The organism is Xanthomonas cissicola (assembly GCF_008801575.1).
Lineage (GTDB): Bacteria > Pseudomonadota > Gammaproteobacteria > Xanthomonadales > Xanthomonadaceae > Xanthomonas > Xanthomonas cissicola.
Map to the genome: position 1 here is coordinate 1 of NZ_VZPL01000069.1, position 24,029 is coordinate 24,029.

A 24,029-nucleotide genomic window follows, 5' to 3' on the forward strand; every position below is an offset into this window, starting at 1 on the left:
AGCTCTGGCCTCGTCGCGTTTCAATCTGGAGAACTGCGCGTTCTTCTGCGCTGAGGTGAACGTAGCTCTTTGACATGCATACACCCTACTTGCTGAGAGGGTGTTGCGCTTGGAAGTTGAGTCTAAGGAGTCTTGCGGATGGAGCTGCGACATCTGCGCTGCTTTGTGGTATTGGCCGAGGAACTGCACTTCACAAGAGCAGCTGAACGCCTCCATATCGAACAATCTCCTTTATCCAGGACTATCAAGGAACTTGAAGACGATTTGGGCGCTTTACTGTTCAACCGGGATCGAAGAGGAACACGGCTGACCGACGCCGGCAAAGTATTTCTTCTAGACGTGCGCCGTTTATTTACTACTTTGGATCAAGCCCGAGAAAACGTGAAGGCGGTTTCCGCGGGCTTCCGGGTAAGTATGCGGATTGCAGTATCTGACGGAGCGATCGATTCCAGATTATCTGATCTTCTTGCACGTTGTCGCGAGGAGGAGCCTGATGTTGAAATTCGCCTCACAGAAGTCACGCTCTCTGAGCTCCTCCATGGACTAAGGTCGGGAGACTTCACCATTGGGTTCACACACACAGAAGAGGTTGGTGATGGCATTGTTGCTGAACCCATTTGGCATGCAAGAATGGTTGCAGTAATACCAGCCCGTCATCCGCTACTCGCCTTCAAAGAAGTGCCTATCGAAGAACTTCTCCGCGCCCCATTGATCATGTGGAACCACCAAGCCTATGAGGGCTACGATAAGGCCTTTACCAAGCTGTTGCGAGGCTTGGATGAGAAACCGAACGTCATCAAGCGCGCAGCTTCGCTCGACGTTATGCTAGCTCTCGTTGCGGCTGGTTACGGGATTGGCCTCGCATCTGGCGCGAAGCTGGAACCGTGCAAGCATTCTGATATCGTCATCCGTCCATTGGCAAATCAATCAGCGGTGATTACGACGTACATGCTGAAAGCTGCCAGTGCTGCGCCTTCAATCTCTGTGGATCGCTTCACAACACGTTTGAAAGATAGAAATTAGATAATCGTCGCAATCAAATCGAACACTTCACCCTTCTGAGTCAGCGTACAGAATGCTTTCAGTAGCAGTCATTAGGTTGGCTGCACTGTCGTTCAATGCGATGGATACCCGCAAAATCAACGCTAGTGTAGGCATGTGTTGCCCCCGCTCGATCTTTCCCATGTGAGAGCGCTCAATGCCGGCGCGAGTAGCAAGCTCTTCTTGCGATATCTGACGCGCTACACGTGCGGCACGTACTGCCTTGCCGAAAGCTATCGCCGGCTCGGCTTCATAGGTGGTGGCGCCCACTGGGCGTCCTGGTTTCATTGTGCGCTTCTGCATCGGCAAAAGCGTCACGCATTAAGCTTAACTAAACCACGTTAAACTTAACTCTATGCATGATGTTTGGTGACTTTTCCCTTACATAGTCCGGAGGGGCAGACCATGAACCAGAATTGTTGCTCGCGATTCATCAGCGTTGCCGCCGCTCCAGCAGTGCTGTCCCCAGAGTTGGCTGATCTCCTTGCGCTTCAGCGAACAGAAGAGCCTGAAACACCTGTGCTATTGCAAGAGGTCACCCAGGACGTGCTCACGACTAGCATCCTCGGAGGAACCTACGATCTAGGCATCGGTTGGCCGGTAGCCACCGATGCCCTAGCCGTCCTGCCACTGTGGCGCGACCGATTAGCCATCGCTTTGCCCGCTCGGTCCCCACTGCTGGCACAGCATGCTATTTCATTACAGGTATCACTCAGTTACCCCCTGATTTGTTGGCATCCGAATCCTTGTGTTGAAGGGCTTGATACGGAGGCAGAAACGGATGATCGAAGCGCTCATCTATGCCGCATTGCAGTCACATCCTTCGATCTTCTGACGGTACTCGTTGCGGCTGGCTATGGCATCGGTATTGCGCCGCAGAGCTACATAGTCAGGGCCCGCAATCGAGGTATCGTCATGCGTCAGATCCTCGGCACTCCTCGATGGGTTTACACCTGTCTTTTTCGATCGGCAAATGCTCTATCACCTGCAGTTGAAAGGTTTGTCGAGCGAGCGTCACGGGTAGCGATGTCCACGGAAAACAAGCGATCTTGGTGAAGAAAGGAGCGTGATTTGATTGACCGTTTATGGCGTTGTCGTGCATCGCTGCTCTCGGCAAAGAGGTTACAGCGAAGGCGAACTCGGCCGCTCCCGCGCTTCTTGGTCCGAAATCTGGTGAAGAGGTTGCTGCTGTGCGCGCTCCCCTACTGATTCACTGCTTTGCAGCGTTCGCACCTTTTCGAAAGACTGGTCGCCCATGATGGTCCGAACGATCGCGACCACGTTGGTCGGCGTGACTACATCAATCGCTGCGCGATCACCAAGATCCGTGTGCGGTCGGGTCAGCATTCGGAACAGGTCCCACGAGTCCGCTCCTTGGCACTGATTCATGAGGACCTGGGTCAGCTTGTGCTTGAGTGGCACCAGTTGCCAATCGGGAACACGCTGCCCTCGATTACCCAGGCCGATGGACAGTAGCTTGCCTGCCTTCAGTTCTCGATTGATCTGGTCCTTAGACTTACCGGCCAGCTTGCCGAACAGCGGCACCGGCAGGCAGCTAGGCGACTCGTACATGGCCAGCATTTCCTTGCGCTCGCGCTGGATTGCGGATGCTTCCGGTTCCGGCGTCCGAGTGGGGGGCGGAGGCACCTGCGACAGCCGCTGGAAGGTGGTTCCCTCAGTACTTGGCATCACAATGATCGGCGTGGGCGACACGGCGGCTTTAGCAGAAACATCGGCGATGACAGCCGGCCCTTCCGCCATCGCTGGCACCCCTTCGATATGGATGGTTAGATGTGCACTGGCAGCTTCCACTTGGCCCTGTTCGAGCAGGTCAAGACGGTCGGCCCAATCCTGCATCATCCGGCGGCGCGGCTCGACATACTTGGCGTGGTTGTAGGCCGAACTCACCTTGTTCGGATCGGAGTGCGAAAGCTGCGCGTCCACCCAAATCTTGGGATAGCCGATCTCGTTGAGCGCCGTAGAAATCGTTCCCCGAATGCCATGGCCGGTCAGTTGGGCGTCGTAGCCCACTCGTTTCAAGGCAGCGTTGAGGGTGTTCTCACTGATGCGCTTCTTGAGTTCGCTGCGGTGCGCCAGCAGATGCTTCTGGGCAGGCCGCATTACGCCCAGGAGGTAGCGCACTATCTCGATCGCCTGGACAGACAGAGGCACGATGTAAGGCGGTATGTCATGCGGGCGCTTGCCGGCCTTGCGCATCTCGTCCTGAAGCTGCTTGACGATCTGCGGCGGAATAATCCACAGACCGCGGTCGAGGTCGAACTGCTCCGGTGTAGCCAGTCGCAGTTCGCCGGTACGCACCCCGGTCAGGAACAGCAGTCGAATGCCGAGCTGCGTTTGCCAGCCACGCGGGTTGTAGAGCCTTAGCTTCTGGAGGAAGTCGGGCAGTTCAGGCAGACGCAGGTAGGGGTTGTGGCTCACCGGGGGCTTGGGCTCGGCCACCACGTCGAGGTCGGTGGCCGGATTAGCCTCCATGCCCTCGACAATGACCAGGGCGTAGCGGAACAACTGGCTCAGCCAGGTGCGGACCTTCTCGGCAGTGGTGAAAGCCTTGCGCCGCTCAATCCGCGCCAGGACGCCCAAGAGTTGAGGTCGGCGAATGTCGTAGATCGACATCCTCTCAAGGCTGGGCAGCACATCCTTTCCGAAGATTCTCTGGATCTGCGACAGCGTGCTGTTTCTGCCTTCCTTGAGTTCCTTCGCGCGATGCTCGACCCAGGCATCGAAGACGGCCTTGAACGTGTAGTCCGAGGCCAGCTTGATAGCGCGTCGCTTCTGTTTGCGGTCTGTATGGGGATTGATGCCCTTCGCCACGAGCGCTCGGGCTTCATCACGCAAGGTGCGTGCTTCGCGCAGTCCGACCTCGGGGTAGTTGCCCAAAGAGATGCGCTTTTGCTTGCCGAGCCAGTAGTAGCGCAGATGCCACGATTTGCCGCCGGTTGGAGCGACCACCAAGCCGAGGCCGTCGGTGTCAGGGATGCTGTAGGTTTTCTCGGCGGCTTTGGCTTGCCGCACGGTCAGATCAGAGAGTGCCATCATCAAACTCCTAGGTCATGAGACTTAGGCTCGATGCTGCTGGTTATCCCGATCCAACCCCAGCAACAACCCGGAACCGGCACCACCCACATTCTTTGGCCTCAATTTTGGCCTCAAAAACGCTGGCTGTTGGTGGATGTCCGTGGCGTTTGCTGTAATAAAAAAAGGAGCCGAAGCTCCTCTTTTCAACGACCTACAGATGCCAGTGGAAGTCTGTAGATCAATATTTGGAGCGGGAAACGAGACTCGAACTCGCGACCTCAACCTTGGCAAGGTTGCGCTCTACCAACTGAGCTATTCCCGCGTGGAGCAAAATTGTACAGCGTATTACTTCGTTGCGCTAGCCCTGTCGTCGTTATCAATGGCAGGAATACCGCATGCGATGTGGAGGCCTGGGCCGGAATTGAACCGGCGTACGCGGATTTGCAGTCCGCTGCATAACCACTCTACCACCAGGCCGAAACATCAAACCCAAGGCATCCTGCCTTGAAACAACGAGCCCCCTGACGCGGGATCCTGTCTACATCTGGAGCGGGAAACGAGTCATGCTTTACAGCGCTAAGTCGTTGATTCCCAATCACTTTCTTCGCCTCTATCATTAGCGAAGGCCTGAATTCTAGCCTTGTTTTTCGCCCTATGCAACAAAATTCGTCCAAGAACTTCCATCAAGGTTCAAGGACTGCCATCCATGCCGTCGCAACGGACGCGGAGCACCAGCTCCCTACCGACCTATTCCAGGTGCAATGCGCACTGGCTGTTTGATGCGAGCACGGACCTGTTGGTAGATCGGAATGTCTTCCTTCGCTTCCAGCGTGACAGCGAGTCCGTACGGAATAACGGCATCGAGGTAGGCAGTAGCGTCCTTCTTGCAGGAAACGCGGATTCGCAGGGTCTCCCCGTCCTCGAAGGCCTGAATCTGTTTTTTTCCTTCCAGCACTTCATGTTGTACGGTGCCACGCTCAACTTGATTGTGGTCTCCGTCCTGACGGTCCAGCTTGAGAACCTGACTGGACCAGTTTCCCCCGCCTGGCTCCAGCATCAATTTGGCTTCACGGAGGTTGCGATGGTCCGGATTGATCGGCGTCAGCCACGCCAGGGTCACGACCAACCGCCGCCAGATCTTTTGGGAAGAGAACCCGGGAGGAATCGGGAAGGCGTATTCATGCACTTCGTTTTCCCGAATTTCTCCGCACCCTAGGACTGTCGCCCGCTGCGCTGTGCAGGTCAGCACGCGCTCAATATCTACCGCACCATAACCAAGGTAACGCGCGGTGACCTGCTTGAACTGACGCGAGTTACGCGCATCCTTCACCGCTTGTTCGATATGCTTCTTGCTTTCGTCGTCTTGCTTGGCGCCGTGAACCAGGAGCGCTTTCAGCAGCACCGACATTAGTGCTTCGGGAATGTCTTCACCCTCTTCAGCACGCAGCTTGTCCAGCATGTCGTACAGACGTACTACGCCACGCGTCGCCAGCGCCGTCGCGTTGCTGGTGCCACGCCAGAATACTTCATGATTCAGTACGCCTTGCTGTCTACTGTCCAGCGCCACCTTCTGGCCTGGGGCGACGACGGAATTGTCAATGCTGTATAGGGTGGATGCTGCTAGCAGAGGGGCGCTGTAGAGTTGCCGACCACCAGGCATAAAGATGTCCGGTTTGATGGAACGTCGGAAACCAAATCCCAGGCGGGTGGCAGGGCTGAACAATGCTTGAGAAGGCAACACATCGACCCGTTGCCCAAATTGGGCATAAGCCTCCCCTGAGTCATCGGTGTGAGCAGCACCCACTGTGATGGCATTTATGGCTTCAGCAGGTGAAAGCAAACGCCGTGAAGAGAGGTTGCGTGATACCGCCTTGATGGTGGCCCTTATCTTGTCTCCATCGGAAAGGGCGGCGAATTGCTGTTGATTAAGTCCGAGATCAATCCCTTCACAATAATTTCCCGCGCTGACGCAGAACAGCACCCGATAGCGATAAGCCAACCAATCAAGCAGCCTTGCCCATGGGCTCGGAGTGTGAATGAATTCTCGTGCAGTATCGCCAAGGGAGATGTTGATAACCTTGACCGTCGGCGCTTGCGGAGGGACATCGCCAGCGCCTTCGAACATGCGCCGAACGGCAATGTGGATGCGGTCCTCAAAAAAAACATCGTCCGGCATGTGCTCATCATTCTCACGTGTCTGATGGTCAGGCTGCATTACGGGAATGCAATACAGCTTGCGACCCAGCGGCTCGGTCTCTGGGTTGCTTCGATCACCATGCAGAATCAAGGACGCCATGGCGGTGCCATGCTTTCGCTCACCGGGTTGGTAAGTAGCCTCTAGGCCAAAAACATCATCTACCAGAAGTCGGTCTTTCAGGGCCTCATGCAGTTGCAGCGGAGCACCGTCGAGAAGCGCCGCAACAGGCGGAAGATCACTGACACCTTGAGGAAAAATGGCAGGTTCGCCTTCGCCTTCTTCTGATACCGCCAGACTCTGCCCGGTAGGGCGGAAGTACATGATGCCGGCGAACTTAAATAGTTCGATGTCGGTATCCGCTCCCCCCACGGCCACTTGATCGAGCAACGACTGGATAGCGCGAGCAGGCAGCTCGGCCTTGACCGCATGAAATGCAATCTGTGGCATATCAATAAATTCAGAAATCGCTCTGCCTCCGAGGCTCTCTAAGAGCGAACGGATTACAGCTTCATTAGCTCTTCGATTTTGATCACTTCTGCGATAGAAGAGCTCGATCTGAAAGGTGATTGTTTGGTCTGGAGTAATGGGATCCAGAAGATCCTGCCATCGGTCGATCATTCCTGTTTCGACCAGCGCTTCCTCGATACCCCAACGCCGGAGCATATTTAACTGCTCGAAGACCGCTTTCCATTTAGTTTTTCCGTGAGCCAGGTCTCTATTCTCTTTCCACTGCTCCCAAAGCGAGAGGATCTCCCGCATACCGGCCATGTTGCTCATGGCCAGGAACATGCGACCGCTCAGTGGCTTAACCACGCGTTGCCCAACAACATCTGCTTCGTAGAAGCTATCATCTTCGGCTTCCAAGTCGTCGAGCTCGGTTTCTCCCAACCACTCCAGGCCAGCCGCTTCGACGGCTTGCCTGAAGTCATCAAGACGTCCAACAATCTCGATAACTAGAACCATTTCAGGTTCCAGTCCAGCTAAGACGCCGGTTAGGCTTGCCTGGTAGCGTGCAAAGTCTTGCTCTACTTGTTCGATCTGCCTACCGATACGGACGACCTGGGCGCCATGCCCCGGCAAGCTCTGTTTGCCCGGTGGAAAACCGTTCCCCTTTTCTGGTTGAAGGATTCGTCTTTCTGGAAAAACCAGCAACGGCAAGTACTCAGCAGGCATATTCCCTCCTTGTGCCCTATTGGTCTAATGCTTCTTTACCGGCAGGTTTCAATCGTTTCTTCCATTGTTCAAGCCTAGAAAAGACAATAGTTTTGGCATCATCTACTGTTTGATCCAATACTGCTCGCCGAACTACTCCTAGGCAGAACTCCTCCACCTCTGAAAAACTAAGGCCTAGAAGCCGCTTTGCAATGGTCTCAGCTGCCAAGCCAAAATTGACTTTGCTGCGTTCGCCGATTGAGGCGACGAACGCAGTCAACTGGGCTCGTGTAGGAAGGGGGAGTTCCAGCCTAACCTGGAAACGGCGCCAAACAGCCCTATCTAAAAGTTCTGGGTGATTGCTTGCAGCAACCACAACGACATAGTCGGGAAGATCATCTAGTTGAAGCAACAAAGAGCTGACGACGCGCTTGATCTCTCCGGTTTCATGTGTATCGCCACGCTCTTTGCCTAATGTCTCGAATTCGTCGAAAAACAAAACGCAGCGCCGCGTCCGAACGTAGTCAAGCAAGGCCTTCAAGCGGACAGAAGTCTCTCCCAGGTAACTGCCAATCAACGACTCATAACGCACTACGATCAGCGGCACCATCAACTCAAATGCCAAAGCTTCTGCAAGCGATGTTTTGCCGTTCCCTGGCGCCCCAGCCAATAAAACTCTGTGTCTAGGGCTCAAGCCATGAGCATGCAGCAACTCTGCGCGATGCTGCTCCTCGACAACTTCACGCAATTGCCCACGGATACCGTTGGCAAGGACCAGACTTTCTAGCGAACGTTCTGGCGTCAATTCGGCAACCAGATCCTTCTGCGCGACACCTCCAGTCTGCGTTTGGCGCGCCATTGGAGTGGAAGATTGGAACAAGGCAGCTTGGTGAGAGGACGCGCGCAATGCTTTTTCCAGGCGGTCGGCAAGGATTCGGTGCCCCTTTCCGCGCTCTTCCTGAATCAAGGCTTCGGTCGACTTCCGGAAAGACGGTTGGTCACCGCTGCTGGCTGCTTTTACCAGGGCGACCAAGGTATCAGCTTGCGCCATGTGGTTTCACCTTGATGGGATATTTAGGAGGCACTGTCGTGCGTCGACTGGATAACTGTTGTATGGCTGTTTGGCTCATGCCGTTCATTTCAAACTCACGCTGGCCAGTGAAGCCGCTTCGACGGCACAACTCGTTTGGTCTCGGCATCGGCGGCATCGTAGTGCTCAATCAGCGCACAGCCCCATGGTCCAGGGGTCACATCACTAGCGGGATTGACACCCGCTCTGACGACCCAATTGCCATATTGAATGTCATTGACAAAGCGCCAAGCCTGAGAGGCGCCCAGCACGACCGTTCCCTGTTTTGCTTGAGGCTCGGCGGACTGGTACAGCGCGGTCAATTGCTCGCGTCCGACGCCAGCCTTGGCATGGGCGGCCAACTGCCAACCCACGGTTGCTACGCCGCATTCTCGAAAGATGCCGTACAAGCTGCCACCGTCCCCGCGCACCATCCAAATCCGAGCCATCGTCTCCCCTCTTGCATTCATGGCCATCATCAATCCAGCACGACCAGGAATTCAGTCGCCAATGCTGTCGGCTGGACATCTCTCACATTACGTCGCAGCGAGACCAGCCCGTAATCCGCCATCAGTCGCAGGGTACGTGACAGGTTAGGTACCTTTCGGCCACTGAGTTCGGCCAGTTCCGTTAGCGACTTTGGCTTTTTCTCATGGATCAGGCGTAGCAAACGGCGGTTATCGTCCGAGAGCACAGCCGCAAGCGATGCCAGAGAAGGAAACCAAACTCTCGGTGTTTCACTTACGAGCCGATGAGGATGAGGATGTGAACCATCTGCTCGCTGAACACCAACGATGCACCGCTTCATGATGGGCCCGAGATAATTTTCTCCGTCATTGTATCAGTATGTGATAATCATCGTCGATGACGGAACTCCCTACCTGACTTACTTCACGCGGTCGTCACTTGTGCAACACGCTTTTGAACCCCTATCCCCCGCTATGAAGGCGTAAAGCACGCGCGGAATCAATGTTGCCGCATCTACCACTTCGCAATAGGTCTGCGCGTGTAGCACTGCGTATCGGTCGAGCTGGGTTTTCAGGCTAGCTGGGCATGTGAAGCTCAGCTTGATGCTCTCGATCTTCAGAAGCGGCCCCAGTCGTAGCTTCTTTGATCGTGCTCATCGTGAAGTCCCCCGGTGGAAGAAAAGCGTTACGGCCGCAACGTCAGAGTGGGCTGGATGTTGAGGTTGAGCCAGTGCATCTCCTGGCCAACTTGGTTCACGCTGTCCCGCAAGTGGCGGGACGAGGCTCGGAGAGCAAGCGCCCTTTCGTGATCGCCGTGGAGACCACGCAGGACGGTCGCCCCCGGCAGGCAGTGATCGCCGCGTCCTCGTTGTGCAGAGAGGTGGTCCCACCGCCGAACGACACAGAATGCTAGTCGAGCAGTGCCCTCGCCTTCGCGCCAATGTGGACGCAGAGTTCCTGCGCGGTCGCGGCGACGATACCCAGCACTTCTACCAATTGCTGCTCAGCCTGGTCGCCAAAGGTGCCGCGCGCATCCCGTGCAGCCTTCACGAGTGCCGCTGAAGCATCAGCGCGCTCCTCCGAGATGCGGTTCAGGACCGAGCCCCGTTGCCAGGCCAGATTGTAGTCAGCGAGCGCACCGATCCGCGTCGGCGCCAAGGCCAAACGGTCCTTCCACGCGAGTGTCTTCACCAGCCCTTGCTGGGAGGCGTGGTCGGAGATGAGACTCCAGGACGGCTCCAAGTAGGTGCGGCCAGCTCGGCGCCGACGCCCAGCAAGGTGGTCAGCACCACACCGGCGAAGATGCGATCCCAATGCCTATCGACGCCATCCTACAGGCCGGCGTCGGTGAGCGACACAGAGCAGCTTCAAACAATCCATAGCGCATCACCACTGGATGCTATGTCGATATATCAAGATGCCGAATCAAGCATGACATGCTTGAATTTCTCTAGGTTTAACTAGGCCTTGAGCAAGCCAGCGCGCCCTGTAAAACCGTGGCGATATCAGACCACATCGAAACGGTCTTGATGGACTTGCTGCCCCCCATAACGCTGGCACCGTGAGCGCCGATATCGAGCGGGCTTTTCCTCATTGGTCGATGGGCCTACAGCTGTTCAAGTCTCGCACACCGAGTAACAGAGGACTACCCGTTGCAAGATGCTAGGTCTTGTCCGTCCACGTTCTAGGCATGAGCCGTTGGCATAACGACATGACAGCCCTTAGTTAGGAGCCAATGTCTAGAAGGATGTCCGTAGCGCAGCCGCGTGACGGTTTCCAGCACGTATGCGGAATCGCGGAGATTGCATTTGCAATGTCTTTCCGCAGCCATGTCTATTGAATGGAGCTCACGCCAACAAACGCCACTGAGCGTTCAGGAGTGACCGCCATGTCGCAAGCACCTGTATTGCCACCGCAAGAGCGCCGCATCCTGCGGCTTGATGAAGTCGAAGCGAAGTCCGGGTTCAAACGCGCCCACATCTACAACCTGATGAAGAAGCGCCAGTTCCCGCAAGCGCTGCGCCTGGGCGTGCGTGCGGTGGGCTGGGATTCGGTTGAGATCGACCAATGGATCGCCGAACGCCTCAACAACCGGACCTGATCCGCTCCCCTCCTCGGATTTCCCCCATCCTTCAGACGGAGAGCGCCATGCAGGTTGTATCCATCATCTCGACCAAGGGCGGCGTTGGCAAAACGACCACAGCCGCCAACCTCGGCGGGCTCGCCGCGGACGCGGGGCTGCGCGTTCTGCTGCTCGACCTCGACGTGCAGCCAACGCTGTCCTCTTACTACGAATTGGCCCACCGCGCCCCCAGCGGCATCTACGAGTTGTTGGCATTCAACGAGCGCGACTTGGACAGGCTCATTTCGCGCACGATCATCGCGGGCCTCGATCTGGTGCTCTCTAACGACCATCGGGGCGAGTTGAGCACCTTGCTTTTGCATGCACCGGATGGGCGCCTGCGTCTGCGACACCTACTGCCGATGCTGGCGCCGCTCTACGACTTAGTGTTGATCGACACCCAGGGCGCGCGCTCCGTTCTGCTCGAGATGGCGGTGCTTGCCTCCAATCTGGCCCTGTCTCCGGTCACGCCCGAAATACTTGCAGCCCGCGAGCTACGGCGCGGCACCATGCAGTTGCTGGAGGACATCGCGCCGTACCGACACCTCGGCATCGAACCACCGCCGCTGAACCTGCTGATCAACCGCGTCCACACCGTGTCCGCTAACGCGCGGCTGATCCAGCAGGCCTTGCGTGATCTGTTCCAAGACCATGCGGACATCCGCGTGCTTGACACCGACGTACCGGCCATCGAAGCCTATCCGCGTGCCGCGACCCGTGGCCTGCCTGTGCATCGTGTCGAGCATCGCCAGCCACCGGGCAGAGTTGCGCCCTCCGCGCTCGACACCATGAGCGCGCTCGCCGGCGAATTGTTCCCTGAGTGGCAAGACAGATTTGTCCACGTATCCGGCCGTCCATCGCGCCCTATTGAAACCGGGAGGCCTCATGGCGAACGCACATGAACTGGCCCGTGGCCACAAGCGGCTGCGCGCTCTGATCGAGTTTGCTGTGAGCGAAGGCTGGCACGTCAAGCGCACACCTGGCGGACACCTCAAGTTCACCAAGGCCGGCTGCGCCGCTATCTACACCAGTTCAACCGCAAGCGACCACCGGGCAACCCTCAACGCCCGCGCGCAGATACGCCGTGCAGAGCGCGAGGCTCGCATGGCACGGGCTGCTAACGCCGAGGGACGCGGCCATGGCTGAGATGACGTCCCAGGACATGGCCGGCAAGCTGCTTGCAGCTGGGTTCGAGCGCAGCGGCCCATCGGCCACGGCATTGAGCGACCCAATCGCCGACACCCCGATGGTTGTGACGTTGGACCAGTTGCGGCCTTACGACCACGATCCCCGCAAAAAGCGCAACTCGGCCTACGATGAAATCAAGGCCTCCATACGAGAGCGCGGCCTGGATGCGGCACCAGCCATCACACGCCGTCCTGGCGACACGCACTACATCATCCGCAACGGTGGCAATACAAGGCTGGCGATCCTGCGTGAACTCTGGGCAGAGACGAAGGACGAGCGCTTCTTCCGCATATCGTGCCTGTTCCGGCCCTGGCCTGCGCGCGGAGAAATCGTTGCGCTGACCGGACACCTCGCCGAGAACGAGCTGCGCGGCGGCCTCACGTTCATCGAGCGCGCCTTGGGCGTCGAAAAAGCCCGCGAGTTCTATGAAGAGGAAAGCGGCGCCACACTGAGCCAGTCCGAACTGGCCCGCCGCCTGGTCGCCGACGGCTACCCCGTACAGCAGTCGCACATCAGCCGCATGGCCGATGCGGTGCGTTACCTGCTGCCCGCGATTCCGACCGTGCTCTATGGCGGTCTGGGCCGCCACCAGGTCGAGCGACTGTCGGTCATGCGCAAGGCCTGCGAGCGCACCTGGGAGTACTATGCCAAAGGCCGCTCCCTTCAATTGGACTTCGACAACTTCTTTCAAGAGGTGCTGTCGCAGTTCGACACTCAGGCTGACGAATTCGCACCTCAGCGGGTGCAGGACGAGCTGATCGGTCAAATGTCCGAACTGCTGGGCGTCAATTACGACGTGCTGGCCTTGGACCTGACCGAATCCGAGAACCGCTACCGTGTGCTGGTCAGCGACCCGACTCCGCCGTCGGCACCACCTGCGTTGCCTGAGCCCGGAGCCATCGCGCGGTCGCCCGCCGGACCGGCGCCGTCCACCGATACGCCTTCGCCAACTACAGCGCGATCAGCGAGCGGCCCGCTCACGAGCAAGAATGATGCGACCGCTGGCAATGCATCCGCAGGAAGCCCTGCGGCAACGGCTGGAGAGCTGCTGCAGGAGCATATCGTCTCGCCGGCACCGACGACAGAGCGGCTCCAGTCCATCCAGCGGATGATCGCGGACCAGTTGGGTGATGCGCTACCGCCCGACTTCTCAGCCCGCGTATTGCAGTCGATCCCGGTGCAAGCCGGTGGCCTCTATCCCATCTCCGACGTCTGGTACATCGACCCCGGTCTGGAAGCGCCCGACCGGCTGCGCATCCATATCGCGCAATTCGCGCGCGAGATCGCCGGCGAGGCGGATTTGGAAGAGTTCATCGAGGACCGTCCCGACGGCATCGGGTTCGCCTGTAGCGCCCAGGCCCCTTTGCCGCGTGGACACGCCGTGCTGGCGCTGCTGGGGTTTCTGTCCGGTCAGCAGCCGGCCGATACCAGCCCCTACGGGCAATTCGTCACCGATCTGCCGGCACTGCTACACGGTCAAGGCGATGTCACCAAGCGATTGAGCGATACCGCGCTGGTCAAACTTTTCCGGTTGCTGCGGCTTGCCCGGCGCCTGCTGGATTTGGAAGCCGATGCCAGGGCTCCCGATTCTTGAACGAGGAAGGCGAGCATGTCTGCACCACACCCCCTCAACCAAGCTGTCATCGCCCAAGCACTCTACGACCTGCGCAATGGGCAATTGCGTCGTTGCAAATCGATGGGATTCGGTGAGGAAGAGCTTGATGCGCTCAAGCACCCAGTGCTGATCAGCGTGCTGGCAAACGCCAGCGTCTCGTGGTGCTCCGTAACGGTCAACCGCGAAGTGCTCCTTCGGCTGCTAAAGCAGGCTCAGGACGTGGAGAAGGAAATCGCCACGGTTGATCGCATGCTGAGGTTGGCAGCAAGTACGGAAATGGTGAGCCGCTTCTACGGTCTGACCCATCAGGAGGTCGCCCTTCGCCGCGAAGTCCTCGGTCTGCCCAAGCGCAAGGGGCGCCATGCCGTTTTAGACGAAGTCCAGGACACGGAGTTGTGGCGGCAATGGAAGGCCGTGACCAGCAGCAGAAACGTCGATCTGGAGGACGACACCTCGATTCTCGATGCGGCCATGGACCTGGCAGAAGGCATGTCATTGCCGCTGTCGGTGGTCTGGGCCGCGATCAAGAAATGGATCGACCAAGGATTGGGATGACCCATGGCCGTGGATGAAACAGCACCGCGAACACCACGCCAAGGCCCAGTAGCCCTCGCCGATTTGTTCGACAGTGCGCTGAAAGACCTTGAGCCTAAACCTAGTGTGCCTGCGCCTGCTCCTATCCCTACATGCGGGGACGGTTTCCTTTTCAGCGGTAACCGGCACGAGAGCGTGCCGCGGCGCCTGTTCCTGGATCGTCGGTTGACGCCACTGGAACGTAATGCCTGGCAAGTCTTCCGGCTGATGCTCAACAACGACGGCGTGACGGCGTTCCCCACCTATGAGCAATTGCGCCCCTGGCTGGCATCGATGCCCAACGCAGGAAAGGCTTCGCATGAAACCGTAGCACGTGCCTTGACGCTGTTGCGCCTGACACGCTGGTTGAGCCTCGTGCGCAGGCGCCGCGACCCCAGGACCGGACGCATCCTCGGCAATCTCTATGTGCTGCACGATGAGCCCTTGACCCCATTCGAGGCTATGCAGCTTGACACCGACTATCTGGAGCTGGTCAGCCAGTCACTGGGCCATTCTGCGAAGGCCGTGCAGATGGTGGGGCTCAACACCCTCAAGGAAATCGGGGAAGACCCGCTGCTGTCCGGCCGCACGTTGCCGTCGCGGTTGCAGGTGCTTGCCGAACGCCTTGCCCAACAGGGCATCGCTGCCCCCGAGAGTTATCCACAAGAAGACGCCACCCACGATTCCGAAGAAGGGGTTTCGAACCTTCTTCGGAATGGCGAACAGCATTCTTCGGAATCCGAAGCAGGGCTGGAACCCACGCCGGACGGTGCTCTTCGGAATCCGAAGCAGGACCGTACTGTACGTAGTAAAAGTAATAAAGAAGTACGTACTACCGCGCGTGAACATGGGCATGTGCGCGCGATGCCAGGTGTTCAAATGCCTGATCGCTTCCTGAGCCTGAAGGAAGAGCAGCAGGCCGGCGCACTGGTGGCGTTACAGCAGGTCGATGCGCCATTGAGGCAAGCCGTACTGGATGAATGGGCGGATCGCTGTCGAGGCTCGACCATTCGCAATCCCGCAGGGTATTTGTTCGGCATCATACAGCGCGCTATCCGGGGCGAGTTCAATGCATGGGCCAAGCAAGTCGGGACGGCACCACCGGTACCTACTGCGTATGATCGACCACCAGAAGCACCACGTAACGTGGTTCCGACCGAAGTGGCTCTGCAGCACATCGAACGGCTGCGCGAGCTTCTGCGTAAGGCCTGACTTTTCGGGGCCGCAAGGTCATGAAGAAGATGCCCATGGCCGTCAGTAGCGCTATCCCCTGGGGATAGCCGCGCGGACGTGCAGGACGGCAAACAGGTATGGGCAGGCATCGGGATGCCATGCACTGGATCATACGTGTGCGATCTGTCCTTGGCGAACAGCGTTCCTTGGCGCGCCATGGAGCTATCCCCAGGGGATAGCTCGTGCCGCTCGCAGCGGCCACAACTTAAACCAGGGCTTGGCCAATTTCGGTTTGTTGACTGACTGCCTTCCGCTGCATGCCGATGCTGACCGCTCCTTTTCCAAAAGCGAACGGACACCATGGCAACCAATGAACCTTTGCAATTGAATCTCGGCTCACTGCGCAGCGCGATGTCGCTGACGCTGCATACCCATCACGCTTCCCGCATCTGGCATGGCCGCGCTGCCGCCGAGGGGCGACCAGGCATCGTAGGCCTGAACGGCTACATCGCCGTGATGAACAAGATGAAACGCGGCTCGGAGCAGGACGACCCGTACAGCGACTGGTGGATGCTACGCATCGAGGAAAAACTCGACCAGACCAAGGCCACGCTGCAATCGCTACGCGAACAGGTGGACCAGGCACTGGCAGACGTCCCCGCCGCGTTGAGCCTGGGCGAAAACCTAAACGTGCAGCCGGTTAAGTTGCCTCTCTTCGTTAACGCCCAGCTCGGCTTTGCCGCAGTCTATCTCCTGGCCGATTACGACGACATCGCCCGCAAGCTGATCCTCGCCCATCACACCGCACTCATCGACCGCAGCACACTGGAGCGCTGGCTCAACGAGGGCGCACATGCGCTGCGTAGCCTTTTCAGCCTGGCACAGCAATACCGTTACTCGGGCTGCACCCGCGATGATTTCGCGGCGAAGAATGCGGCGGCGCGTGTCGCGATGGACAAGTTTGGCGAGCTGCCGCAGGACGTACTCGAAGGCACGCGACGTTCGAAGTTTTCGCCGCCCATCGCGCGCCAGGGTCTGCAACAGCGCAGTGTGATTTCTGCCGCAGCCGTCCTACCTGGCGAAAAAGCCAACACCGACGGGGACGAGTCGGTATGAGCGATCAGTATCAGGACCGGCCCACCCTCTACTTCCAAAGTCTGCAACAGACGGCCTTCATGAGGCTGGAACACGCAGCCTCTCTAAAAGGCCTTTTAAAGCCTTTTAAAGGTAAGGGGACATTGGACACATGGGCCAGCCAGTGCTTTGCCATGCGCGACGAGTTGATGGCCCTGGCGCAGCGGCAGGTGCTGCCACAGGCGTGTGGGCATCCCTTCCACCTGCTGTCCATTGAGCTGGCCCGGCAGTCCACTGGCGCAGGCACGGCCTTTCTGCGCTGGCGCAGGCACGACAGGTCGGCCATGGGCGTAGCGCTGTGGCAGGAACTGATCGCCAGCACCAACACGCCGGTCAACCTGCTGGCCGATCTGCACGCGATCGAGCTTCAGCGCATCACGTTGAACATGCAGATCAGCGTGCTTCACACCCTGGGCAGGCAGGCGCAGGAATGCGCAAGCAAGGCCGGCGAAGCAGATGCCGTCTATCTGCACCGGCTCACATCCCTCCCCGCCGCAGTGCGCAATCAGTGATTGCGCCGGGCATCCCCACACGCGCCCGGGGCCGAAGAGGCACGGGTATTTCAACCACCACGGAGATTGCATCATGAGCACGCATTTTTGGGGCGAAGGCAACGTCGGCTCGCCACCCGAGTACCGCGAATTTCCCAACGGAAACGATGAACCGCGCCGGCTGCTTCGCCTGAACGTTTACTTCGACAACCCCATTCCAAGAAAAGATGGCGAGTTCGAGGATCGCGGAGGCTTTTGGGCGCCCGTCGAACTCTGGCACCGCGATGCCGAGCACTGGAAGGATCTTTACCAGAAAGGCATGCGCGTGCTCGTCATCGGCCGCATGGAGCGTGAACCGTGGACGGACAACGAGGATAAGCCACGCGAGACCTGGCAGATCAACGCACGCAGCGTCGGCATCCTGCCCTACCGCATCGAATCCGTGGCCCTCAGTCCGAAGCCGCAGGAGGCAGAGCCGAAGCCCCAAGCCGCCCAGGAATCGACTCCGCCGAAAGACGCGAAGCGCAGGAAGTGAATCAGCATGGAGGGCGGCGGTGCAGTTTTTCGCCGCCTTCCATTCACCCGCAAGCTATCCCCAGGGGATAGCTCCATCGAAGTCCACCGACTTCCACGCGCTCTCGCCAATCGCAGCTTCCGGCCGGCACACCTGCACCCACGCGCGATCCCCACCCAAGCCATTCCATCCCGTGAAAGTGGTCGCCACCGCATGCGGCTTGTTTGCTGCTGCTCTTGGTAGCGCTCGGCATCCTCGATTCCAGCACCTCAATGAACCACGGAAATCGGGTGGACGGACATGCGGCTGTTCTTGTGCGAGAAGCCTTCCCAGGGCAAAGACATTGGCCGGATTCTCGGCGCCACGCAACGCGGTGAAGGCTGCCTCAACGGTTCCGGCGTCACCGTCACCTGGTGCATCGGCCATCTCGTAGAGGCGGCGGCACCCGAAGCCTACGACGAACAGCTAAAGCGCTGGTCCATCGAGCAGTTGCCCATCATTCCCCAGCGTTGGCAGGTCGAGGTCAAACCGAAAACCGCCACGCAATTCAAGGTCGTCAAGGCGCTACTGGCGAAGGCAACACAGCTTGTCATCGCCACCGATGTCGACCGCGAAGGCGAACTGATCGCCCGCGAGATCATTGACCTGTGCGGCTACCGCGGCCCCATCGAGCGGCTGTGGTTGTCGGCACTCAACGATGCGTCCATTCGCGCCGCGCTAGGCAAGCTCCGGCCATCGGCCGAGACGCTGCCGATGTACTACTCGGCACTAGCGCGCTCGCGTGCGGACTGGCTTGTGGGCATGAACCTCAGTCGGTTGTTCACGGTGCTGGGTCGGCAAGCCGGCTACGACGGAGTGCTGTCGGTCGGTCGCGTCCAGACCCCGACGCTCAAGCTGGTCGTGGACCGCGACCGCGAGATCGCGGCCTTCGTGTCCGTGCCGTACTGGGCCATCGACGTGTACCTGACCACAAGCGGCCAAGCCTTCACCGCGCAGTGGGTTTCGCCCGACACCTGCACCGACGACTCGGGCCGCTGCCTGCAGCAGCCGGTGGCACAGCAGGCGGCGCAGCAGATCCGCGCCACCGGCAGTGCCCAGGTTGTCTCGGTCGAAACCGAGCGCGTGCGTGAAGGCCCGCCGCTGCCGTTCGACCTGGGCACCTTGCAGGAGTTGTGTTCCAAGCAGCTTGGGCTGGATGTGCAGGAAACCTTGGACATCGCTCAGGCCCTGTACGAAACGCACAAGGCCACGACCTATCCGCGCTCGGATTCCGGCTACCTGCCGGAGAGCATGTTTGCCGAAGTCCCCATAGTCCTCGACAGCCTGCTCAAGACCGATTTCTCGCTGCGCCCGATCATTGACCAACTCGACCGCACACAACGCTCACGCGCTTGGAACGACGCGAAGGTATCCGCGCACCACGGCATCATCCCGACGCTCGAACCGGCGAACCTCTCGGCCATGAGCGAGAAGGAACTGGCGGTGTACAAGCTCATCCGGGCGCACTACCTCGCGCAGTTCCTTCCTCACCACGAGTTCGATCGCACAGTGGCGAACCTCTCTTGCGGCCAGCAGACGCTGACGGCCACAGGAAAGCAGGTGGTCGTCAAGGGCTGGCGCCTGGTGTTGGCCGAACCGCAACCCGAGGAGGATAGCGACACCGCGGCGCGCAGCCAGGTGCTGCCCGCGCTACGCGAGGGCGTGTCATGCCAGGTAGCCGATGTCGATCTGAAGGCGCTCAAGACACAGCCATCTCGACCCTACACGCAGGGCGAATTGGTCAAGTCCATGAAAGGCGTCGCCAAGCTGGTCTCGGATCCGCGCTTGAAACAGAAGCTCAAGGATACGGTCGGCATCGGCACCGAAGCGACACGGGCTAACATCATCAGCGGCCTGATCGCACGCGGCTATCTCATGAAGAAGGGGCGCGCGATTCGCGCCTCGGATGCGGCATTCACCCTCATCGACGCCGTGCCCGCAGCGATTGCCGACCCCGGGACCACCGCCGTATGGGAACAAGCGCTAGACATGATCGAAGCGGGACAACTCACGCTGGACGTGTTCATCGGCAAGCAGGCCGCATGGATTTCGCAGTTGATCACGCAGTACGCCAGCGCGTCCCTGTCAATCAAGGTTCCCCATGGGCCGGCTTGCCCGCAGTGCGGCGCACCCACGCGCCAGCGCAGTGGCAAGAGCGGCCCGTTCTGGTCGTGCAGTCGCTATCCAGACTGCAAAGGCACGCTGCCGGTCGAGTCCGGCACGTCCAAGCGCGTAGCCTCACGCTCGCGCCGTGGCGGCCGAAAAGACTCCTGATCGACCCCGTCCCCCCGTGAGCCGTGCTCGCCTTCGGCGGCGCGACTCGTGTCCCGCACGCACTGCTGGACGCCCAGCGCACAACACCTTCTTGATCCGTGTGCGCGTCCCGCTCAGCCGTCCCCGGCCGCGGGACCTGAAGGTGACTTCTCCACGAATGGCGTCACTTGCGTTCTGCTGATCTGCTTTTCTTCCGCCTATCGCGAAGGGTCCCCCGATGGCTTGCTCGCCCACGCAAGCCATCGGGAGACCCCTTTCGGTCAGCGGTATTCAGTGCCGGAGCCCGCCGGCGCAAAAACGGGCTCCCTTTGTGCGCGGATGTGCGCCAGACGATGCCGGCCCCAGCCACGACATGGGCCGGGTGTGCTTGCTGACAGCAGACGGTTCTTCCGACGACCGGGACTGCCAATCAGCCCACGGGTGGCTTCTTCTTTCCTCCCGAGCCGAAGGCCCTGCGACCTTCGGCGCCTTTCTCCTGCCCATCAACGTCCCGGCCCGGCCATTGGCCTGGGTCATACGAACAGGAGAGCTGATATGCACCCTCAACCTTGCGCGCCGCTGCTTTACGGCAGCGTGTGCAGCGGCATCGAGGCCGTGAGCCTCGCGTGGCAACCGCTCGGCCTCAAAGCCGCGTGGTTCGCCGAGATCGAACCGTTCCCGAGCGCCGTGCTCGCCCACCACTACCCGCACGTGCCCAACCTGGGCGACATGACCACGATCGCCCGCCAGGTTCACGCCGGCACCGTGCCGGCCCCCGACATCCTGGTCGGCGGCACGCCATGCCAGTCGTTCAGCGTGGCCGGCGCGCGCCGGGGACTGGATGACCCACGCGGAGCCTTGACCCTTGCCTATGTGGAGTTAGCCAATGCCATCGACCAAGCCCGTCACCAAAATGACCGCTCGCCTGCCACCCTTGCCTGGGAAAACGTCCCGGGCGTCCTCAGCGACCGCAGCAACGCCTTCGGGAATTTCCTGGGCGCATTGGCCGGAGAAAGCCGTGCGCTCCAACCGCCAGGGGAAAAATGGGCGCACGCAGGTTACGTGTCTGGCCCCAGGCGCCGCATCGCCTGGCGCGTGCTCGACGCTCAATATTTCGGCGTCGCCCAACGCCGCAAGCGTGTGTTTCTTGTGGCAAGTGGTGGAGATGGTTTCGATCCCGCCGAAGTACTTTTTGAGCGCACGGGCCTGCGCGGGGATTCTTCTGCGGGCAGCGCGCCGTGGCAAGAAGCTGCCCGTGCTGCTGGACCAAGCGCTGAAGCAGCAGGCGGATACGCAGGACTGAAACCGTCCTACGGTGAGGTCAAGACGACGTTCGGATTCAGTGGAGGCATCGGCCCTGTCGATGTGGCCGCATGCCTAATGGCGGCTGGCCCCAAGCATGACATCCGCACGGAGACGTTCATGGTGCAGTCGGTCGCCGGCAGCATCACCCACACCCTCGACACCGCCAACGGCGGCAAGGGCAGCAGCGAGGACGGTACGGGCAAAGGTGTGCCGATCATCGCTTTCACCGCCCAGGGCAGCGGCGCGGATGCCACGATGGATCTGACGCCGACGCTGCGTGCAGGCGGGCATCGCAGCAGCCATGCGAACGCAGGTGTCGTGCCGGCTATCGCCTTCGCGCAGAACCACCGCTGCGAGGTGCGCTTCGAGTCGGGCCACGGACAGGTGGCTTGCACCGTGCTGTCCAACGGCAAGCCGGGGTATGGCGTGCCAATGATCGCCTGCGTTGCCCTGCATGATCGTCAGAACGGTCTGGCTGCTGAACTGGGCAGCGGGGCCAATGGGCATGTGCTGGCGCCTGACCACGAGGCGCATTTCCGCTATGACTGGAATGACCCCATTCCAAGGGACTGGTCGCAGTGGCGGGTACGGCGGTTGATGCCCGTGGAATGCGAACGTCTGCAAGGCATGCCCGACGACTACACGCTGGTTCCGTATCGCGGTAAGCCGGCTGCGGACGCGCCGCGCTACAAGGCAATCGGCAACTCCATGGCCATGCCGTGCGTCGCCTGGCTAGGCCAGCGGCTGGTGCAGTGCTTGCACAAGATGGGATCGATCGCTTCGGATTGATGCACGACGCCGCCAACGGGCCGCGCCATTCTCGTTCCTGTATTGCCGACATGTCGGCAGCTGCCAGGGTGTCGAGGCTGCCGTGGGTTGCACCCATGCCACCCGCCAATTCGCATCTGCATCCGCATCCCTCCGGCGATCCAGCATCACGCACCGTCCTGACAGCCCCGCACTCGTTGCGGGGCTTTCTTTTTTTCCACTTTCGCCAATCGGGGCTGTGCCAGGTTCCGATTCTCGGCTGACGTGGCTCGCCTCGCACATGAAGCTGCCCGCATGTGTCGCTGATCCGTCAGCACCATGCCAGCAGCCAGGGTTTCCAGGCTGCCGCGGAGTTTCTCCGCGCTACCCGCCAGTCCGCCATCGCATCGAGTCTGCGGACGCGCGTCCTCGTGATGCCGGTGCTTTTTTTAACCGCTAGCGGGAGCTGCCATCCCGTTAGGGACAAGGCCCCGCTTCTCAAAGGAGCCAGTCCATGTCCCAGCAAGCCACTTTCGGCCAGTTGGCCTTGATCCATTGCGGCAAGTTACTGCCGCTCGAAGTTCTGCAAAGCGCCGCCGGCCACTACATCGGCACACGCGATATCGAGGGTCCCGTTTCTCGGGAATCCCGCGAGTACTTCCGCAGTTACGCCACGGCACAACGTGCCCTCGACAGAAGCGGCTGGTCTCAGTACGCCATTCCCTAATCCAACTGGAGGAACCATGTGATGAACCAGCTTCTGCCACAGGAGATCTTCGATCAGATCATGCGGGAAGAGCAGCACTTCGCCGCCGCGCCCCAAGCCTTCTTCGAGGCCTGGAAGCGTGGTGTCGAGATCGCCGGTCCGCAGTGGTTTGGCGACGGCACGCGCGAAGGCCTGAACCGGGCCAACAGCAAGTGGGATCTGCGTCCCGACATGCTGCGTGCCAGCAACGCTCTAGGCGTCCTGAGCAGCGGAGAACGCATGTTCCTGTCCGCGATGTTCAGCTTCTACGACGCGCGCGAGGGTGGCGCCATGCTCAAGCGCTGCCGCTTCCAAGGACTGTCGGACTTCGACGGTCTCGATCTGCAACGCCGCAAGGTCATCGCCGACCTGCTGGTGAACTACAGCGGTTGGTGACCCGGTCTCCGGCATATCACCACCTTTTCATTCGTTACCCAATGAGGGACATGCGCCTCCTTCGAGACCATATCCCTCGCATTTCTCCCTTGCCCAGTGCCATCCGGCCTTGGGCTGTTCCCATGCGGATGCCATCGTCCGCAAGGGCTGGCTCCGCTCATTTCTCGAAAGGAGCCTTCATGGCCAACAACTACTATGAAGCCACTGGCGTTCTCGTCCTCGACAGGGTGACACCCGTCATTCAAGCACTGTTCGGCGCATTCGCGCTTGACGAAAGCCATCCCGGCAACGGGCAGGCCTACATCGCCCAGATCGCCGAGACCGACAATCCGCAATGGCCGGACGTGCTGGATGGCCTGAAAAGCCTCGCCGCGCAACTTGGCATCTCCATGCCGGAAGACGAAGGGCTGTCGATCCCGCCGCTGCTCGAACTGTTGTCCATGCACTTCGGTGCCGATCAGGACGAAAAGCTGACAGACCTGATCGAACGCCATTCGTTCGAGGACACCGCCGACCTCGACGCCTTGTTTCTGATCGCCACCCGGTTCGATGACGGCCACCACCTGACCGCGATTCAGTTCGAGGGATGTTGGTATTGCAGCAAGCCACGGCTGTTTGAGTTCGGCGGCAACGGCTGCTACCTAAGGAAGGTCTGAACAACTCTCAAGACCTAAAAATATCAGCATAGAGAGCGCCAGTAACGCGTAAATTGGGTATGTAAGACGAGATTTTGCGCTTATCTGGCGGCTTCAGCTGCCGCCGGACAGCATTA

Annotated in this window: 24 protein-coding genes and 2 tRNA genes; 16 read left to right on the forward strand and 10 right to left on the reverse strand. The window is 59.6% G+C overall.

What is annotated here, in order from left to right; genetic code table 11:
• Nucleotides 1-138: 138 nt before the first annotated feature.
• Nucleotides 139-1,023, forward strand: a complete 885-nt coding sequence (locus F7R02_RS20425) for a LysR family transcriptional regulator (protein ID WP_151210163.1) — start codon at nucleotides 139-141, stop codon at nucleotides 1,021-1,023.
• 27 nt (nucleotides 1,024-1,050) lie between these two features.
• On the opposite strand, the gene F7R02_RS20430 is transcribed toward F7R02_RS20425, so the two are convergent.
• The gene (locus tag F7R02_RS20430; RefSeq protein ID WP_151210165.1) at nucleotides 1,051-1,344 is read right to left on the reverse strand and encodes a helix-turn-helix domain-containing protein; all 294 of its coding nucleotides are present in this window, start codon (nucleotides 1,342-1,344) and stop codon (nucleotides 1,051-1,053) included.
• Nucleotides 1,345-1,446: 102 nt separating this feature from the next.
• Here F7R02_RS20430 and F7R02_RS20435 point away from each other — a divergent pair, with 102 nt between their 5' ends.
• On the forward strand, nucleotides 1,447-2,097 hold the full coding sequence (locus tag F7R02_RS20435) for a LysR substrate-binding domain-containing protein (protein WP_078590814.1): 651 nt from the start codon (nucleotides 1,447-1,449) through the stop codon (nucleotides 2,095-2,097).
• A gap of 66 nt (nucleotides 2,098-2,163) precedes the next feature.
• On the opposite strand, the gene F7R02_RS20440 is transcribed toward F7R02_RS20435, so the two are convergent.
• The 9 genes from F7R02_RS20440 to F7R02_RS20490 form a co-directional block, all read right to left on the reverse strand.
• On the reverse strand, nucleotides 2,164-4,098 hold the full coding sequence (locus tag F7R02_RS20440; protein WP_039577560.1) for a tyrosine-type recombinase/integrase: 1,935 nt from the start codon (nucleotides 4,096-4,098) through the stop codon (nucleotides 2,164-2,166).
• Between the two features lie 225 nt (nucleotides 4,099-4,323).
• Nucleotides 4,324-4,399, reverse strand: a tRNA-Gly gene (locus F7R02_RS20445).
• Between the two features lie 81 nt (nucleotides 4,400-4,480).
• Nucleotides 4,481-4,554: transfer RNA gene (locus F7R02_RS20450), tRNA-Cys, on the reverse strand.
• A 262-nt stretch (nucleotides 4,555-4,816) separates the two neighbouring features.
• Nucleotides 4,817-7,447 carry a S8 family peptidase gene (locus F7R02_RS20455; protein WP_078590817.1) on the reverse strand — a complete coding sequence of 877 codons (2,631 nt, stop codon included), beginning with the start codon at nucleotides 7,445-7,447 and terminating at the stop codon, nucleotides 4,817-4,819.
• A 16-nt stretch (nucleotides 7,448-7,463) separates the two neighbouring features.
• Nucleotides 7,464-8,477 carry an AAA family ATPase gene (locus F7R02_RS20460; protein ID WP_078590819.1) on the reverse strand — a complete coding sequence of 338 codons (1,014 nt, stop codon included), beginning with the start codon at nucleotides 8,475-8,477 and terminating at the stop codon, nucleotides 7,464-7,466.
• Between the two features lie 95 nt (nucleotides 8,478-8,572).
• Entirely contained in the window at nucleotides 8,573-8,971 is a 399-nt protein-coding gene (locus tag F7R02_RS20470) for a hypothetical protein (RefSeq protein ID WP_208789126.1), read from the reverse strand.
• Nucleotides 8,972-8,973: 2 nt separating this feature from the next.
• A complete protein-coding gene (locus F7R02_RS20475) occupies nucleotides 8,974-9,303 on the reverse strand; it encodes an HVO_A0114 family putative DNA-binding protein (protein WP_078590821.1) in 330 nt (109 codons plus the stop codon).
• A gap of 78 nt (nucleotides 9,304-9,381) precedes the next feature.
• On the reverse strand, nucleotides 9,382-9,594 hold the full coding sequence (locus F7R02_RS20480) for a DUF2274 domain-containing protein (protein ID WP_078590823.1): 213 nt from the start codon (nucleotides 9,592-9,594) through the stop codon (nucleotides 9,382-9,384).
• A gap of 277 nt (nucleotides 9,595-9,871) precedes the next feature.
• Entirely contained in the window at nucleotides 9,872-10,153 is a 282-nt protein-coding gene (locus F7R02_RS20490; protein ID WP_235857476.1) for a hypothetical protein, read from the reverse strand.
• Nucleotides 10,154-10,850: 697 nt separating this feature from the next.
• Here F7R02_RS20490 and F7R02_RS20495 point away from each other — a divergent pair.
• The 14 genes from F7R02_RS20495 (at nucleotide 10,851) to F7R02_RS20560 (ending at nucleotide 23,913) form a co-directional block, all read left to right on the forward strand.
• On the forward strand, nucleotides 10,851-11,063 hold the full coding sequence (locus tag F7R02_RS20495) for an AlpA family transcriptional regulator (protein ID WP_015471948.1): 213 nt from the start codon (nucleotides 10,851-10,853) through the stop codon (nucleotides 11,061-11,063).
• Between the two features lie 47 nt (nucleotides 11,064-11,110).
• Nucleotides 11,111-11,986 (forward strand): ParA family protein, encoded by an 876-nt coding sequence (locus F7R02_RS20500; RefSeq protein WP_024420415.1) that lies wholly within the window; start codon nucleotides 11,111-11,113, stop codon nucleotides 11,984-11,986.
• The gene (locus F7R02_RS20505) at nucleotides 11,970-12,230 is read left to right on the forward strand and encodes a hypothetical protein (protein ID WP_012438470.1); all 261 of its coding nucleotides are present in this window, start codon (nucleotides 11,970-11,972) and stop codon (nucleotides 12,228-12,230) included. Before F7R02_RS20500 ends, F7R02_RS20505 begins: the two co-directional genes overlap by 17 nt.
• Nucleotides 12,223-13,866, forward strand: coding sequence for a ParB family protein (locus tag F7R02_RS20510; RefSeq protein ID WP_078590839.1), 1,644 nt, complete (start codon nucleotides 12,223-12,225; stop codon nucleotides 13,864-13,866). Before F7R02_RS20505 ends, F7R02_RS20510 begins: the two co-directional genes overlap by 8 nt.
• 15 nt (nucleotides 13,867-13,881) lie before the next feature.
• Nucleotides 13,882-14,442, forward strand: coding sequence for a DUF2857 domain-containing protein (locus F7R02_RS20515; RefSeq protein WP_078590841.1), 561 nt, complete (start codon nucleotides 13,882-13,884; stop codon nucleotides 14,440-14,442).
• 3 nt (nucleotides 14,443-14,445) lie between these two features.
• Nucleotides 14,446-15,672, forward strand: a complete 1,227-nt coding sequence (locus F7R02_RS20520) for an STY4528 family pathogenicity island replication protein (protein ID WP_078590843.1) — start codon at nucleotides 14,446-14,448, stop codon at nucleotides 15,670-15,672.
• Nucleotides 15,673-15,993: 321 nt separating this feature from the next.
• The gene (locus F7R02_RS20525; RefSeq protein WP_078590846.1) at nucleotides 15,994-16,749 is read left to right on the forward strand and encodes a PFL_4669 family integrating conjugative element protein; all 756 of its coding nucleotides are present in this window, start codon (nucleotides 15,994-15,996) and stop codon (nucleotides 16,747-16,749) included.
• Nucleotides 16,746-17,279: a DUF3158 family protein gene (locus tag F7R02_RS20530; RefSeq protein ID WP_078590849.1), complete on the forward strand. Its 534-nt coding sequence runs from the start codon at nucleotides 16,746-16,748 to the stop codon at nucleotides 17,277-17,279. The genes F7R02_RS20525 and F7R02_RS20530 overlap by 4 nt, the downstream gene beginning before the upstream one ends.
• Before the next feature lie 73 nt (nucleotides 17,280-17,352).
• Nucleotides 17,353-17,793, forward strand: a complete 441-nt coding sequence (locus tag F7R02_RS20535) for a single-stranded DNA-binding protein (protein WP_078590850.1) — start codon at nucleotides 17,353-17,355, stop codon at nucleotides 17,791-17,793.
• A gap of 279 nt (nucleotides 17,794-18,072) precedes the next feature.
• Complete coding sequence (locus F7R02_RS20540) at nucleotides 18,073-20,085, forward strand: DNA topoisomerase III (RefSeq protein WP_078590852.1); 2,013 nt, start codon at nucleotides 18,073-18,075, stop codon at nucleotides 20,083-20,085.
• A gap of 534 nt (nucleotides 20,086-20,619) precedes the next feature.
• The gene (locus F7R02_RS20545; RefSeq protein ID WP_078590854.1) at nucleotides 20,620-22,158 is read left to right on the forward strand and encodes a DNA cytosine methyltransferase; all 1,539 of its coding nucleotides are present in this window, start codon (nucleotides 20,620-20,622) and stop codon (nucleotides 22,156-22,158) included.
• Nucleotides 22,159-22,630: 472 nt separating this feature from the next.
• On the forward strand, nucleotides 22,631-22,843 hold the full coding sequence (locus F7R02_RS20550) for a hypothetical protein (RefSeq protein ID WP_078590856.1): 213 nt from the start codon (nucleotides 22,631-22,633) through the stop codon (nucleotides 22,841-22,843).
• 21 nt (nucleotides 22,844-22,864) lie between these two features.
• Nucleotides 22,865-23,257: a hypothetical protein gene (locus tag F7R02_RS20555; protein ID WP_078590858.1), complete on the forward strand. Its 393-nt coding sequence runs from the start codon at nucleotides 22,865-22,867 to the stop codon at nucleotides 23,255-23,257.
• Nucleotides 23,258-23,436: 179 nt separating this feature from the next.
• Nucleotides 23,437-23,913 carry a hypothetical protein gene (locus F7R02_RS20560; RefSeq protein WP_425478559.1) on the forward strand — a complete coding sequence of 159 codons (477 nt, stop codon included), beginning with the start codon at nucleotides 23,437-23,439 and terminating at the stop codon, nucleotides 23,911-23,913.
• Nucleotides 23,914-24,029 lie beyond the last annotated feature (116 nt).